This is a genomic window from Rhodococcus sp. IEGM 1406, assembly GCF_030056745.1.
GTDB lineage: Bacteria > Actinomycetota > Actinomycetes > Mycobacteriales > Mycobacteriaceae > Rhodococcus_F > Rhodococcus_F erythropolis.
In genome coordinates, this window is the sequence record NZ_JASHKO010000005.1 from 250,909 (window position 1) to 265,822 (window position 14,914).

General features: G+C 62.3%; 15 protein-coding genes. 8 read left to right on the forward strand and 7 right to left on the reverse strand.

All coding sequences use genetic code 11. From position 1 onward, the window contains the following. Positions 1–4: 4 nt before the first annotated feature. Positions 5–1,048: a UDP-N-acetylmuramate dehydrogenase gene (locus tag QM596_RS23165; protein WP_020906754.1), complete on the reverse strand. Its 1,044-nt coding sequence runs from the start codon at positions 1,046–1,048 to the stop codon at positions 5–7. A 74-nt stretch (positions 1,049–1,122) separates the two neighbouring features. On the opposite strand from QM596_RS23165, the gene QM596_RS23170 reads away from it, so the two are divergent. From QM596_RS23170 to QM596_RS23180, 3 genes are all read left to right on the forward strand, one after another. Beyond that, positions 1,123–1,620 carry a DUF2505 domain-containing protein gene (locus QM596_RS23170; protein WP_019744408.1) on the forward strand — a complete coding sequence of 166 codons (498 nt, stop codon included), beginning with the start codon at positions 1,123–1,125 and terminating at the stop codon, positions 1,618–1,620. 76 nt (positions 1,621–1,696) lie between these two features. Next, a complete protein-coding gene (locus QM596_RS23175) occupies positions 1,697–2,197 on the forward strand; it encodes a DUF2505 domain-containing protein (protein WP_003941898.1) in 501 nt (166 codons plus the stop codon). Between the two features lie 7 nt (positions 2,198–2,204). Beyond that, complete coding sequence (locus QM596_RS23180; RefSeq protein ID WP_021343392.1) at positions 2,205–2,993, forward strand: hypothetical protein; 789 nt, start codon at positions 2,205–2,207, stop codon at positions 2,991–2,993. Between the two features lie 70 nt (positions 2,994–3,063). On the opposite strand, the gene QM596_RS23185 is transcribed toward QM596_RS23180, so the two are convergent. From QM596_RS23185 to QM596_RS23195, 3 genes are all read right to left on the reverse strand, one after another. Next, positions 3,064–5,097 (reverse strand): Ig-like domain-containing protein, encoded by a 2,034-nt coding sequence (locus QM596_RS23185; protein ID WP_283309998.1) that lies wholly within the window; start codon positions 5,095–5,097, stop codon positions 3,064–3,066. 81 nt (positions 5,098–5,178) lie between these two features. Then, positions 5,179–6,609 (reverse strand): Ig-like domain-containing protein, encoded by a 1,431-nt coding sequence (locus tag QM596_RS23190; RefSeq protein ID WP_283309999.1) that lies wholly within the window; start codon positions 6,607–6,609, stop codon positions 5,179–5,181. 311 nt (positions 6,610–6,920) lie between these two features. Beyond that, positions 6,921–7,499, reverse strand: a complete 579-nt coding sequence (locus tag QM596_RS23195; protein WP_133728565.1) for a type IV toxin-antitoxin system AbiEi family antitoxin domain-containing protein — start codon at positions 7,497–7,499, stop codon at positions 6,921–6,923. A 127-nt stretch (positions 7,500–7,626) separates the two neighbouring features. Here QM596_RS23195 and QM596_RS23200 point away from each other — a divergent pair, with 127 nt between their 5' ends. Beyond that, positions 7,627–8,397 (forward strand): LmeA family phospholipid-binding protein, encoded by a 771-nt coding sequence (locus tag QM596_RS23200; RefSeq protein WP_029254824.1) that lies wholly within the window; start codon positions 7,627–7,629, stop codon positions 8,395–8,397. Here QM596_RS23200 and deoC read toward each other — a convergent pair. Further along, a complete protein-coding gene (gene deoC, locus QM596_RS23205; RefSeq protein WP_020906748.1) occupies positions 8,394–9,059 on the reverse strand; it encodes a deoxyribose-phosphate aldolase in 666 nt (221 codons plus the stop codon). The two genes, QM596_RS23200 and deoC, sit on opposite strands and share 4 nt — an antisense overlap. A gap of 64 nt (positions 9,060–9,123) precedes the next feature. Here deoC and purU point away from each other — a divergent pair, with 64 nt between their 5' ends. Further along, positions 9,124–10,011, forward strand: a complete 888-nt coding sequence (gene purU, locus QM596_RS23210; protein WP_003941509.1) for a formyltetrahydrofolate deformylase — start codon at positions 9,124–9,126, stop codon at positions 10,009–10,011. Here purU and QM596_RS23215 read toward each other — a convergent pair. Next, positions 10,008–10,685: a GntR family transcriptional regulator gene (locus QM596_RS23215; RefSeq protein WP_020968909.1), complete on the reverse strand. Its 678-nt coding sequence runs from the start codon at positions 10,683–10,685 to the stop codon at positions 10,008–10,010. The genes purU and QM596_RS23215 overlap by 4 nt on opposite strands. 174 nt (positions 10,686–10,859) lie before the next feature. Between QM596_RS23215 and QM596_RS23220 the strand changes: the two genes are divergently transcribed. Genes QM596_RS23220 through QM596_RS23230 form a run of 3 tightly spaced genes read left to right on the forward strand, consistent with a single transcriptional unit; the run spans position 10,860 to position 13,758 of the window. Then, positions 10,860–11,612 carry an HpcH/HpaI aldolase family protein gene (locus tag QM596_RS23220; protein ID WP_020968908.1) on the forward strand — a complete coding sequence of 251 codons (753 nt, stop codon included), beginning with the start codon at positions 10,860–10,862 and terminating at the stop codon, positions 11,610–11,612. After that, entirely contained in the window at positions 11,609–12,973 is a 1,365-nt protein-coding gene (locus QM596_RS23225) for an MFS transporter (RefSeq protein WP_003941494.1), read from the forward strand. The genes QM596_RS23220 and QM596_RS23225 overlap by 4 nt, the downstream gene beginning before the upstream one ends. After that, positions 12,961–13,758: a carbon-nitrogen hydrolase family protein gene (locus QM596_RS23230; RefSeq protein ID WP_003941519.1), complete on the forward strand. Its 798-nt coding sequence runs from the start codon at positions 12,961–12,963 to the stop codon at positions 13,756–13,758. The genes QM596_RS23225 and QM596_RS23230 overlap by 13 nt, the downstream gene beginning before the upstream one ends. On the opposite strand, the gene QM596_RS23235 is transcribed toward QM596_RS23230, so the two are convergent. Then, positions 13,755–14,786: an alpha/beta fold hydrolase gene (locus tag QM596_RS23235; protein ID WP_021333908.1), complete on the reverse strand. Its 1,032-nt coding sequence runs from the start codon at positions 14,784–14,786 to the stop codon at positions 13,755–13,757. The genes QM596_RS23230 and QM596_RS23235 overlap by 4 nt on opposite strands. Positions 14,787–14,914 lie beyond the last annotated feature (128 nt).

Genomic DNA, 14,914 nt, shown 5'->3' on the forward strand with positions numbered 1-14,914 from the left:
GGAATCAGATGGTGAAGCCCACAGTTACCGGTTCCGGTTCCAGGTGGACGCCGAACGCGGCTTCGACGCCGTCGCGAACCGTCCGCGCGAGCGAGACCACATCCGCGCTCGTTGCCGACCCTCTGTTGGTCAACGCCAAGGTGTGTTTCGTCGACAGCCTGGCCGGTGCATCTTCACCGGGATAACCCTTCGAGAATCCGGCCCGTTCGATCAACCATCCGGCCGAGAGCTTGGTTCCACCACTGCCCGGGAACTGCGGCACGGTGACGTCTCCGAGCTGTTCGGTTATTGCTCCGAGCACAGCGGGCAGCTTGTCGTCCGGCACCACGGGGTTGGTGAAGAAGGAACCCGCGCTCCAAGTGTCGTGGTCGTACGGATCGAGCACCATCGCCTTGCCTGTCCGCAATCCCAGAACCGCCTCGCGGACCTGCGACGCAGGCAACCGCTCGCCTTCCTCGGCCCCGAGTGCGGTGAACAGTTCGCGGTACGCGAGCGGGGCGCTCAATCCGTCGGTCGACGCATCGAATTCGACGGCGAGAACCACTGCTGCATCGGAATGCTTGAGAACACTCGACCGGTAGCCCAACTCGAGTTTCGACGGTTCGACCCACGACACTTCGCCGCTGCGTCGGTCGAGCAATTGAACCTGCCGGAGCCGCGAGCCCACCTCGACGCCGTACGCGCCGACGTTCTGCACCGGCGTCGCACCGGTCGAGCCCGGAATCCCGGACAGGCATTCGAGGCCGCCCAGTTCCGCGGCGACGGATTGGCCGACTACTTCGTCCCACACTGCGCCCGCTTCGGCAATGACGCGGTCCGTGTCGAGGCTCACGGTGGTGTTGGCCACACGAACGACAACTCCGTCGAATCCCGCGTCCGAGATCACGAGATTCGATCCGCCGGCGAGAATCAGCGTCGGGATCTGCTCGCGATCGAGCAGCGTCACGACGTCGATCAACGACTGCGTCGTCGGGCATTCGGCGAGCAGCCGCGCCGGTCCCCCGATTCGGAGCGTCGTCAATCCCGACAAGTCAACGTTCTCGGACACGAAAGCGCCTGATTCCACGACGCGTCTGCCAATGGTTACGTCCCACACATCGATAAACGGTAGCCTCCACAATCGTGAGCCGTCGCATCGAGCATTCGTCGAAGTACACAGTCCCCGCCGAGAAGGTCCATGAGGCGGTGACCTCCGAGCAGTACTGGCGCGACCGAATCGTCGCTGTCGGTGGTCCCGGCGCGGCGATCGAAGAGCTGACTGTTCGCGACGAGACCGTCGCGGTCACGATGTCGCAGATCATTGCTGCCGAGCATCTCCCGAGCATGGTGTCGAAGGTCGTCAACGGCGACATCGTCATCAAGCGCAGTGAGACGATGGCTCCTTTCAAGGACGGCAAGGCCACGGGCACCTTCTCCGCCCACGTCGACGGTGTTCCCGCCCGTATCGAGGGCACGCAGGTCCTGACTGGTGACGAGAACTCCGCCACTCTCGAAATCGAGGGTGAGGTCGAGGTCAAGATCCCGTTCCTCGGCGGAAAGATCGAAAGCGCGATCGTCGACGAGGTTGTCCGGCTCATCCAGGCCGAACAGGACTTCACCCGGGAGTGGATCGCCAAGTAAAATCCTGCGGGCGGCGATAGTTGTGGATACGGCCAATTTGGCTTGTCACAGCGCGTAACAGGTATTCTTTCCGATCATGGCTCGCCGCATCGACTACTCCGCCCGCTATCAGCACTCCCCCGAGCAGGTCTACGCGGCACTGGCGGACCGCTCGTACTGGGAGGCCCGCGTCGAGGAGATGCGCAAGCATTCCGAGAACCATGTGGAACATTTCGAGGTCACCGATTCCGGAATCGATCTCGTGCTGCACCACATTCTCCCGCGCACCGATTTGCCGGACATTGCTCAGACGGTGATGAAGAAGGATCTGGTCATCACGCGCAAGGAGTCGTACGGCGCCTTCGGCGACACCGTGACCGGAACGTACGAAGCGTCCATCCCGGCCGGGCCGGGGAATCTGTCCGGCACCATGGAGTTGTTCGCGACCGAGACCGGGTCCACGCTACGAACCACGTCCGAGGCGAAGGTCTTCATACCGTTCATCGGCGCGAAGTTGGAACAGCTCATGCTCATCAACCTCGTCGATCTGTTCCGCACCGAAGCCCAGGTCACCGCGACCTGGCTCGCCGCACGCTGAAGCCGACGTGAAGAAGGCTCCACCCCCGAAGATCGAGGGGGTCATCACCCGTGGCACGACGGGGATCAACAGACTGCGACGAAGTGACCGGTGGATCGTCCACAACCGCACTATCGCTCGCGCCCTGAACAATGCGGCCGATCCGTTGATCGTCGACCTCGGGTACGGGGCGAGGCCGGACACCACCTTCGAGATGGCAAGCCGCCTCACCGCTGTCCGGCGGGATCGACGCGTCATCGGGCTCGAGATCGACCCCGCCCGCGTGGTCGAGAGTCGTGACGGTGTCAGCTTCGCCCGTGGCGGATTCGAACTGGCCGGTCTCACACCCGTTTTCGTACGCGCCTTCAACGTCCTCCGGCAGTATCCGGAAGACGCCGTGGACTCTGCGTGGGCACACATTCAGTCCGGCCTCGCCCCGGGCGGACTGCTACTCGACGGAACCTGCGACGAGCTCGGAAGGCGTTGCGCCTGGGTGCTTCTCGACGCCGATCGTCCCTTGACCCTGACACTGGCCTGGGATCCCTTCGACATCGATCGCCCTTCCGACATCGCGGAACGTCTCCCGAAGGCTCTCATCCACCGCAACGTTCCGGGCGAGCCGATCCATGCACTGCTCAGCGCTGCCGATCGAGCCTGGGCAACTGCCGCGCCGCACGCCTCCTTCGGACCTCGACATCGCTGGGCTGCCGCATTGGAAATTCTTCGGGCGCAAGGAATTCCCGTGCAGCCCGCGCGACGACGTCTTCGCGACTGCATCCTGACGGTGCCATGGCATGTCGTAGCGCCGAACCCCTGAACTCGCAGACGGGAAACGCCTCGCCGCAGAAGTTGTCTCTGCGGCGAGGCGTCTGTGTGCAGGCGTCGGGCTAGGACCCGAAGATGTTTTCCAGGCTTCCCAGCGAACCTGTCGAACTGCCGCCGTTGCCGGGCTCTCCGCCGTCGGACTCTGCCGTGATCTTGACGGTGACTGCAGCCTGGGTCTCGGAACCGAGGTAGCCGTCAGTTCCGCTGAACACCGCGGTGATTCGGCGATCTCCGAGTTCGGTGAAGGTGTGCGAGAGCGTGGCCTTACCGTTCACCACCGCAACCGGTCCACCGATCGGGGTGGTTCCGTCCATGAACTGAACCGTTCCTGCGCTGAGCGTAGGTACCACTGCCGCAACGAGATCAACCTTCGCGCCCTTGACCGCTGACGCCGGAGCGCTCACGGTGATGGACGTTTCCTGATCCTCCGCGGCCGGAGCCGTGACCGAAACCGAGTGAGCGGCCGAGGTAGAGGTGAGGAATCCTGTTGCACCCGAGTAGACGGCCGTGATGTCGTGCGTACCGACGCTCGCGAACTCGTGCATGATCGACGCCTTGCCCTCGACGACCGGCACCGGCGAGCCGAGATTGCCCGAGCCGTCCTTGAACTGCACTGTGCCGCCCACCGGCGTCGGCGTGACGGTTACGGACAGACCAACTGCCGTACCGGTTTTTGCATCCGCCGGAACGGTCAAGACCGTCTGGGTCTGCTGGTCGGTGGGAGCCGGCGCCTTGACGTTCACGGTCTGGGCGTTCGATGTCGAGCCCAGGTAGTTACCCGAACCCGAGAACACTGCAGTGATGCTGTACTCACCCGCCACGTTGAAGATCGGCGTGGTTGTCGCTTTTCCGGTTGCGTCCACGGGAATCGGGGAGCCCAGATCCCTGCCACTTTCCTTGAACTGCACGGTGCCACCTGCAACACCGGTCGAGACAGAGGCAGTGAACGACAATGCCTCACCGGTCGACGCCGTCGACGGGCCGACGAGGGTGGTCGTTGTGTTCTCCTCGACCACCACCGGAGCGACTGTCAGCGCATGGGGCGCCGACGTCGAAGTCTGGTAGACACCGGAACCGGAGTACACCGCCACGATCGAATGCGCGCCTTCTGCATAGGAATTCGCCAGTGACGCCTTGCCGTTGGCGTCGACCGCAACAGCGCCGCCGAGGTCCGTTGCACCGTCTTTGAACTGCACCGTGCCACCCGCCGGCGTAGGCGACACCGTAGCCTCGACGGTCACGGACTCACCTGCGACCGCACTCGCGGGACCGGTGATCGCGGTTGCAGTGCTCTTGTCCGCTTCGGACACGACGACGTCGACAGCTGACGACGTGGAGGTCGCCACCTTTGCATTACCGAGGTACTTGGCCGTCACGCTGTGGGTTCGGACGTCAGCCGGTGTCCAGGCAAGTGTTGCAACACCATTGGCGAGCGCGCCCGCACCGATCTTGGAACCTGCGTCGAAGAACTCCACCGAATCACCGTCGGCACCACCGGTCACCGTCGCACTCAACGTCACCGGCTGCCCCACCTGAGCGCCACTGACCGGTGACACGGCCGTCGTCGAGACGTTCTTCTGAACATTGATCGACGGGCCACGACCATTCGTCGTGTCGTCAACGAACACCGTCCCGTCGAAATGCACCGTCGTCGACAAATTGGTACCACGAGCACAATCCGCGCCGACGCGATACTGGAATTCGAACGTCTTGACGTCACCGCCCCACATCGGCCACTCCGTAGCACCCGCACTCAACCGAACAGAATCAGCAGCCACCTCGTTGACACGGAACGCACTACCGTTCACCGTCGCCGAACCATCGACATACGTCATACACGCCGGATGAAAATCGCGCACCGCATACAGATTGTGAACCCCAGCAGTTCGCTTGAACACCGTCTTCGACGTGATCACATCACCCTCGGACGGCGTGCCGTTACTGATCGTCCGAGTCACCTTGTACCCATCGGAATTGAACTCCGCCGTCACCGGAGCCGCACCAGCAACCCCGACACCCGCAACCACCGCGAAACCCGCAGCAACAGCAAACACACTCAAACCTGCAACTGCACGACGTGCAGAACCTACAGACATAGATTTTCCTTCTCGAGAAGTGAGGGATATGGGTGATGCCCCACCACCTGAAGCGGGCGGGGCATCACCGGGTATCGATTGCTAGGAGCCGAAGATGTTGCCGAGGCTGCCGAGCGAACCGGTGCCGTTGCCTGGTTCTTCACCGTCGACCGGTGCGGCGATCTGGACGGAGACCTGATCGGAGGATGCCGTCACCGTGCCGGCACCCGAGTACTCCGCCGCGACAATTCGCTGACCCTGAGTTGCGGGCTTCCACGAAAGGCTGGCCTTTCCGGATGAATCGACCGTAGCCGTGCCGATGACGGTCTCGCCGTCCTTGAAGGTGACTGTGCCACCGGCATTTGCAGGACTGATCTGAGCGGAGATCGTCTGTGCAACGCCGACCTGCCCCGCTACTACGCTGAGATCTGTTGTGGAGCTTGTTGTTCCGGCGGGCTGTTCGGCGACTGTCACATTCGCGGTGGTACTCGACCCGGTGACGCCGGATCTGCCGGCGAACACAGCCTCGACGTTCTGCGCACCGGCAACCGTCGGAACCCAGGCGTAGGTCGCTTCACCGTTGCCTGCCACCGGCACCGAAGCGAGCACCGTTCCGCCGACCTTGAACGTGACCGTTCCACCGGTGCCCGACGCGGACACAGTCGCTTTGAGAGTGGTCGACTTGCCGACCTGCGCGCCCGAGATCGGCGCCAGCGTCGTACTGGACTGAGCATCGGCCTGCGAAACGTTCACGATCAGCGCTGCCGAAGCGGAACCGACGGCACGCGCCGTGTCGGCGAACTTCGCTGTGATCGAGTGGTCTCCACGGGTGGTCGGTGTCCAGGCAAGTGTTGCAACACCATTGGCGAGCGCGCCCGCACCGATCTTGGAACCTGCGTCGAAGAACTCCACCGAATCACCGTCGGCACCACCGGTCACCGTCGCACTCAACGTCACCGGCTGCCCCACCTGAGCGCCACTGACCGGTGACACGGCCGTCGTCGAGACGTTCTTCTGAACATTGATCGACGGGCCACGACCATTCGTCGTGTCGTCAACGAACACCGTCCCGTCGAAATGCACCGTCGTCGACAAATTGGTACCACGAGCACAATCCGCGCCGACGCGATACTGGAATTCGAACGTCTTGACGTCACCGCCCCACATCGGCCACTCCGTAGCACCCGCACTCAACCGAACAGAATCAGCAGCCACCTCGTTGACACGGAACGCACTACCGTTCACCGTCGCCGAACCATCGACATACGTCATACACGCCGGATGAAAATCGCGCACCGCATACAGATTGTGAACCGCGGCAGTTCGCTTGAACACCGTCTTCGACGTGATCACATCACCCTCGGACGGCGTGCCGTTACTGATCGTCCGAGTCACCTTGTACCCATCGGAATTGAACTCCGCCGTCACCGGAGCCGCACCAGCAACCCCGACACCCGCAACCACGGCAAAACCCGCAGAAATAGCAAACACACTCAAACCACCGACAACACGACGAACACCACTCACGGACATCCACATCCCTCTCGCACACGGGAGCAGACAGCCGTCCAGGACAAGCGTCCGTCTGCTTTTGATGCCGTGACGTTATCCCATTGACTGTAAAGTAACTACGCTTTTCGCCGAATTAGTTCATCGCCGACATCACCAAGCTGCAGCGATCATGGGTCGAAAGTCCCGAAGTACTGGTCCAGATATCGCTCCACCTGCACTGAAGTCAGAATATTCGCCCCGAAGTAGCGCATTTCAAATCTCTGATATTGGTGTCATATTCGATTTCGAACGTGATGCCAGAAGGTCGCAGAAGCATAGAAAATCAATCTCGACTACAGGCTTGCGGCGAGCGCCAACTCCACTCGGACGGCAACGTCGATGCTCGCGTTTTCACACGAGAAATACAACTCGTGCGCGTCCAGTCGACCTATCGCTACCGCATCGGCGACTACTTCGTTGAGCAGGACTTGAGAAATTCCACCGGAAGCGAGGTCGTGCACGGTGCGCAAAGGCGTGGTGATGCGGATGGGTCCAATCTGTTCGCACTCGTCGTCCGCGAGCGGCAGTCGGTGCAGGGCGACTTGGCGGGTCGGCGCCGCGAGTGGGTGCGCTGTCGAGAGATGAATAAAGCGAGGTTGCAGGTGCCCGAGGCCATGTAGATCTGCGGCGCTGTAATGCGAGACGGTGGCGCTACCGGCGAACCACGTGCACCACTTCGCAAATTCGTCCAAGGCAGTATGTCTGACGCGTTCGAGGCGAAAGAGTCCGCGGCACTCACATGTCCATGTTCCGGATTCCGTCATCTCCTCCATCGACGCCAGACCGAAACCCAGTTCGGACGCTTGGAGAGCCGTGACAAATCCACACTGTCGCAGCGCCAGCAGCTCGAGTGATTCGTAGTCCGAAGCCATGACCACCTCCGGTGACCGTCGAAAACGCCGTTTCGAACAGACTACGGGCGACTGTGTCGCGCATCACAGGAATGAGGAAGTGCGTATTCACAGAGTTCGTTCAGACTCGTCGGGAAGAATCTGGCGAATGACTGTCGCAGCGAACAACCCTCGTCCGCGCAACCGAGTGCTCGTCATCCTTCTCGTGGTGATCGCCGTGCTCGTGGCGGCACTCGTCGGTGGAGAACTGTACGTACGCAACCAGGTGAAGACCTGCATGGCCGATCAGTTCCAGAGCGAACTGGGATCCCAGGTCGACGTCGGGTTGAGCTGGAAGCCCGTACTCCTGCAGGCAGTCGACAAGAAGGTGCCGTACATCAGCATCGACAGTGACGACTCTTCGTTCGGCCCCGCAACGGGCATGCAGGTTCACGCGAAGGTGAACGACATCAACTTGCAGCCCTCGGCGGGTAACAGCGGCACCATCGGCAGCTCCAGCGCCGACGTCACCTGGTCTACCGCAGGCATTCTCGCCACCTTGCAGGAGCAGACCTTCGGTGGCCTCGTCTCCGGCGTCACCGCCGACTCGAGCGCCGGAACACTCGCGTTCGACGTCGGACCGGTCGGGCTCGCGAAGCTCACGGTCAAGCCCACCGTCACCAACGGTGTGGTCGACGTTCAGACCGTCGGCGCCGAGATTCTCGGATTGGGTCTGCCGACCGACCTGGTCGACGGCATCGTCCAGACACTCACCGACAGCCTGCAGACGTACCCGCTGGACATGAAGCCCACCAAGCTGACCGTTACCGACGACGCAATCCAGATCTCACTGGAGGGCGGCGCTTACGCCATGCCCGTCGCCGACGCGAACAACCAGAACGCCTCGGCGGTGCCGGACAGCTGCGGCCTGCTGACCTAGTCGGTCAGACCGTCCAATACTGCTCGGGTTCCGGACAATCCGAGACGGGTGGCGCCGGCCGCAATCATGTCGAGTGCGGCCTGCGTCGTACGTATTCCGCCACTGGCCTTGACTCCCACGCCTGGGCCGACCGTCCGTGCCATCAGTTCGACGGCCTCGACCGTCGCCCCACCCGCGGGGTGGAAGCCGGTGGAGGTCTTGACGAAGTTCGCCCCGGCACGCACGGCTGCGCGGCAACATTCGACGATGGCCTCGTCGGACAGGGCAGCGGTTTCGAGAATCACTTTGAGGATCGCACTCTCCCCCATCGCCTCACGGACGGTGAGGATGTCTGCGAGCACAGCGCTGTAGTCGCCGGCGACCGCCGCTCCTACGTCGATGACCATGTCGATCTCGGTAGCGCCCTGATCGACGGCCAGTCGCGCTTCGGCACCCTTGACCAGTGAATGATGCTTCCCCGACGGGAATCCGACGACGGCCGCCGTCACCAGTCCGTCGGCGCGAATCGGCAACATCGACGGCGAGACGCAGACGGCCAGCACACCGAGGCTGCGTGCCTCGTCGATCAGGGCGGTCACATCGGCCGCGGTGGCTTCGGGTTTGAGGAGAGTGTGGTCCACCATCGCGGCAACCTGGGAACGAGTGAGTGCAGCTTCAGACATGATGGAAAGCTTGGCACACCACCACGCGACCGTCGCCGCAGCCGCACCTGAGAGACTAGGCCGCATGACCGCTGCACCTTCGATCGACGATCGTCGCTATGTTCTGTCCCTTGGCTGCCCCGACACCACGGGCATCGTCGCACGCATCTCGACCTTTCTCACCGACGTCGGTGGATGGATCGTGGAGGCCGCGTACCACGCCGATGCCGACACCGGATGGTTCTTCACGCGTCAGGCGGTCCGTGCGTCGTCTGTGAGCATGAGCATCGACGAGCTTCGTGAACGGTTCAAAGCTGTTGCGGCCGAGATCGGTCCGGAAACCGAGTGGACTCTTCACGACTCCGGCGCACCCAAGAAGATCGTGCTGCTCGTGAGCAAGGAAGGTCACTGCTTGCATGACCTCCTGGGCCGCGCCGCGGGCGGAGAACTTCCGGCAGAGATCAGCGCCGTCATCGGAAATCACGAGGACCTGCGCAGTGTCACCGAGCGCCACGGGATCGACTTCCACCACGTTCCGTTCGCCAAGGACCCGGCCGAACGGGGACCGTCCTTCGAGAAGGTCCGCGCCCTGGTCGACGCCCACAACCCCGACGCCGTGGTTCTTGCACGCTTCATGCAGGTGCTTCCCGAATCACTGTGCGAGCACTGGGCCGGCCGCGCGATCAACATCCACCACAGCTTCTTGCCGTCGTTCATCGGTGCCCGCCCCTATCACCAGGCGTTCGCACGCGGCGTGAAGTTGATCGGCGCCACCTGCCACTACGTGACCGCCGAACTCGATGCCGGTCCGATCATCGAGCAGGACGTGATCCGTGTGGACCACGCCGACGATGTCGCCGACATGGTCCGCCAGGGTCGAGACATCGAAAAGCTCGTGCTCTCACGCGGACTGCGCTGGCACCTCGAGGATCGTGTTCTGGTCCACGGGCGCAAGACGGTCGTATTCAGCTAAGGCTGATCGGCAGGCAAGAGGGCAAGGACCTCCGGTACCGGCCGGAGGTGTGCGGCCAGAATTTCGAGAGCCTTGTCTGCATCGGATTCGTCCAGCGCCTCAACCAAGGCACGATGCTGCGCATTGATCGTGTCCAGGCGGTGCGGTCCCACGTTCAGGGCGCGCACCGCAACTCTCTGTTGCCGTGACCGGAGCGACTCGTAGAGTTCGGTCAGTACCGAGTTCTGTGCAGCTCTGACCATCGCAAGATGGAATTGCCGGTCGAGACCGGAAACCTCGAACCAATCACGTTCGCGCCCTGCAGCTTCCATCGGTTCGATCAGCTCGATCATTGACGTCGGCGCGCCGAAGCCTCGGGCACACAGCACCGTCACCGCGTGACCCTCGATCAGTTGCCGGCTCTGGTAGACCTCTTCGAGCTCACGGGCTGTCACGGTTCGGACCTGCGCGCCCTTGCGCGGCAGGAGAGTGATGAACTTTTCGGCGGCCAGCCGATGGAATGCCTCTCTGACCGGCGTACGGGACACCCCCATGGTCCCGGAGACCCACAGCTCGTCCAGGAATCGCCCCCCTTCGATCGATCCACGAATGATCTCGTCCCGCAACCAGACGTAGACGCGGTCGCGTGCCGGCCCCTGGGTGGCTGACGGGTCGGCAGTTGCCGGTGTCGACATCACAATCCCTTCGCACTGGCGTCCGCCGGGTTGACGAACTTGTAACAAATTCATCATACCGACTCTGGACACACCAAGTATTCTCTGTGTATACATGACGTATACGACAGCTGTGCGGGTCGTCACACCGATCAGATCAGTCGTAAAATCCCTACTGCCAAGGAGCCCACCAGCATGTTCAGCACTCCCGCCGACCGCCGTCACGCGATCTGGCTGTCCGATCCAAGCTTTGCCGCAGCAGAAATTGCGCGTGGGCTCGGCTACGGCGCGGTGATCCTCGACATCGAACACGGGTCGTTCGACCTTGCCGACCTCGAGCGATTCATCCCCTTCCTTCGCGGCCTGGACATGGAGGTTCTCGCGAAAGTACTGGGACCCGAGCGCGGACCCATTCAGCAGGCTCTCGACTTCGGCGCCACTGCCGTTGTCATTCCGCACATCGAAAATGCTTCCCATGCAAAGGAAGTCACTGCGTTCGCCAAATTCCCACCGCTAGGCGACCGTAGTTTCGCCGGCGGGCGCACGACCAACTACGGCGGTTTCACCGACGACTGGGTCCGTCGCCAGGACACCTTCACCCGTTGCTACCCGATGATCGAGGATGCCGGAGCAATCGAGAACATCGCAGACATCCTGGCACTGGACACCGTCGACGGCGTCTTCGTTGGCCCGTCCGATCTTTCGCTGCGCCGAGAACGCGGTGCATACACACGTACCGAGGGCGATTTTGCCGACCTCGCTATCGTTGCCGCAGCGGCAGCCGAAGCAGGCAAGCCGTGGGTACTGCCGGCGTGGAGCGTGGAAGAGAAAGAATTTGCCGTCCGACACGGCGCTGATCAGATGGCGTTGATCATGCAGCACGGTGCCCTCGCTGCCGGCTTTGCCGGACCGCTCGATCAGATCACTCGGATTCGGGAGTCTCGATGACAACACAAACCTCGGAACCCGGCTCGTCACCGATAAAGGCGGCCGTCCCGCCGAAGATCGGCCGTGCCCGTTGGGGTATCGCCGGAGTTCTCGGCGTCGGCATGTTCGTCAACTACATCGACCGCGTGAACCTCTCCATTGCCGCACCGGAGATCATGCGCGACTTCGACATCAGCGCTTCGCAAATGGGAATGGTCTCGTCCGCGTTCCTGTGGACGTACGCCATGCTCCAGATGCCGATCGGTTCGTTCATCGACCGCATCGGCGTGCGGTGGGTCAATCGAGCTGCCGCGTTTCTCTGGGCCGTGGCGTCGTTCGCCTCCGCTGCGGCAGGTGGACTGGGAATGCTCCTGGTCGCCCGACTCGTCCTCGGTGTCGGCGAAGCGCCTACTGTCCCGGCCGGCTGGAAAGCAATCGGCCAATGGTTCCCGAAGCAGGAGCGTGGGACCGCGACTTCCATCTTCGACGGGTGTGCCAAGATCTCGAACGTGATCGGCATCCCGATCATGGCGTTCTTGGTCACGACGTTCAGCTGGCACGCGGCCTTCATCTTCACCGGCATCCTCTCCGTGGCCTACCTCGCGATTTGGTGGCTGCTGTATCTGACGCCCAAAGAGGCACTGGCGAAAGGTCGGCTGAGCCAAGCGGAGTTCGACTACATCCGCGAGGGCGGCGCCGAAGACGAGGACGCAGAAACCAGCGGTTCGCTCAATGGTCTGGGCTACCTCCTGCGGCGACGCAAGACTTGGGGACTCGCACTCGGGTACGCGTCCTATACGTACGCCTACTACGTGCTCTTGACCTGGCTCCCCGCCTACTTGGAGAAGAGTTTCGGGGTCAACCTCCTCAAGGGCGGCATCTACACGATGATCCCGTGGCTCGTCGCCGTGATCGCACAGTTCCTCATCGCCGGCATCCTGATGGACAGGTGGTTGGCCAAAACGGGTGACGTCACCAAGGTCCGCCGTACGGTCCTCGTGGTCAGCCTCCTGGCATCACTTGCTGTCACGGGAGCGGCATACGCGGGATCGATCGCAGTCGCCCTGATCTTCCTCTCGATCGGAGCAGCAGGACTGGCAGTGTCGGTCCCCGCAGGTTCGTCCATCGTGGCGCTCATTGCGCCTGAGGGATACACCGGGTCGCTCGGCGGCATCGTCAATTTCGTGGCGAATCTGCTCGGAATCGCGGCGCCCATCGTGACCGGCATGGTGGTCGACGCCACCGGTTCGTTCGCCGGCGCGTTCATCGCGACCGGTGCGGTACTCATCGGCGGAATCTTCTGTTACACCGTGGTGCTCGGCAAGATCGAGAGAATGCCGGCGCCCCAAGCCCAGAAAGGCACAACCACATGGTCGACGTAGCAATCGCACAGTACGCCCCAGGACTCGACAAGCAGTCGAATCTCGAGCAACTCACGAAACTGGCGAGCGAAGCGGCGGAATCCGGCGCTCGCATCGTGGTCGCTCCCGAGTACGCGATGTTCACGGCTCCGAGCATGGACTCACGTTTCGTCTTGACCGCCGAGTCGCTCGACGGCGAATTCGTCTCAGCGCTGGCAGACCTCGCAACAACTCTCGGCATTCACATAGTCGCCGGGATCAACGAGGCAGTTACGGGCTCCGACAAGATCTCGAACACCTTGGTCGCCCTGGCCCCGAAACTCGGTGTCGTTGCGATCTACCGAAAGCTGCACCTGTACGACGCTTTCGGTTACAAGGAATCGGACGTCGTCCGTGCCGGTGAGATTCACGACCCCGAAACCTTTGTCGTGGAAGACGTCCGGTTCGGTCTTCAGACTTGCTACGACCTTCGCTTCCCGGAAACGACACGACGGATCGTCGATGCAGGCGCCGACGTTCTCCTCCTCCCGGCAGAGTGGGTGCCCGGCCCGTTGAAGGAAGATCACTGGACAACTCTCGTCCGCGCCCGCGCGATCGAGAACACGATCTACGTCGCGGCGGCCGACCAATGCGCACCGGCGGGATCAGGCGCGAGCATGATTGTGGATCCGATGGGCGTCATCGTCGCATCTCTGGGAGAACGCGTGGGTATGGCGACTGCAACCGTCTCCCTCGAACGAATCGCGGAGGTTCGGATGAAGAATCCGGCTCTCGAACTACGCAGATTCGGAGTCACCGCGCGCTAGAGATTGCGCAGTCGCACGATTTCCTTGTCGAACTCGTCGATGTTCTCGATCGACGACATGTGACCGACGCCCGGCAACACGATCAACCGTTCGAGGTTGCCGGCGTCGTCGAGGACCTGCGCAAGCTTGCGCGCATGGACCGGCGGAGTGAGCCGATCGAGCGAACCGACGAGCACGGTGGTCGGCACTTCGAGATTGTCGAGTCCCTCGTGAATGTCGAGGGTGCTCAGCGCTGCTCCCCAACCGCCACGAATACGCGGCTTGCACTCACGAACGATGTTCTCGCAGAACTGAATCTCGGCCTTGGTCGCGTTCGGTGACATCGAGACGTACTGGATCGCCTTCGTCATGGCGCCCGAGGAGACAAACGGAACGGGCGAACTGAGGATGGCGCGGCCCACGGGGACAGGCACCCGAGGAAAGCGATTGGGCAGTGGGATGACCGTGGTCTCGGCGATCAACCTTTCACTCGCGGTGCTCGCGAGCATGACCGCCGACGCGTACTTCTTGACCTCGTCGGGGTGACGACCAGCCCAGGCGATGATGCTCATCCCGCCCATGCTGTGACCGACGATGACCGCCTTCTTGTCCTCGCGAACCGTGGCTGCCAGCACGGCAGAGAGGTCGTCGGCGAGGACGTCCGGGCCGAGCGGAAGATTACCGACGGTGCTGCGTCCGTGACCGCGCTGATCGTAGGTGATGACGCGATATTCACCGGCAAGCGCATTGACCTGCGGGTACCAGAATTCGGTTGAGCACGTCCAGCCGTGACTGAGAACGATCGGATCGCCGTCGACGGGACCGTAAGCCCGGACATTGATGATCGCACCGTCGTCGGTGGTCAGTTCACTGATATCAGCTTTGAGCGTCGGAGTCTTCAGGAGTGCGTTGGGCTCGACGTCGCTCGAAAGAGTCAACCCGCGCGTGGATCGCCGATGACGGATCCCAGCGACTGCCGCGACGAGTGCTCCCACTCCGACGGCGCCTGCCAGTACTCGAAGCTCTGTGGTGCGCGAACGACTGGACATGCATTTACCCCTGACTGCTGCTGACGACAGACGGATGCAATCTATGTGTGACTGCCGTTAACCGACACTATCACTCGAACAACGCGCGTTGTCAGCGTTGGAGCGAAGAGTGGGGCAACACACGGTGA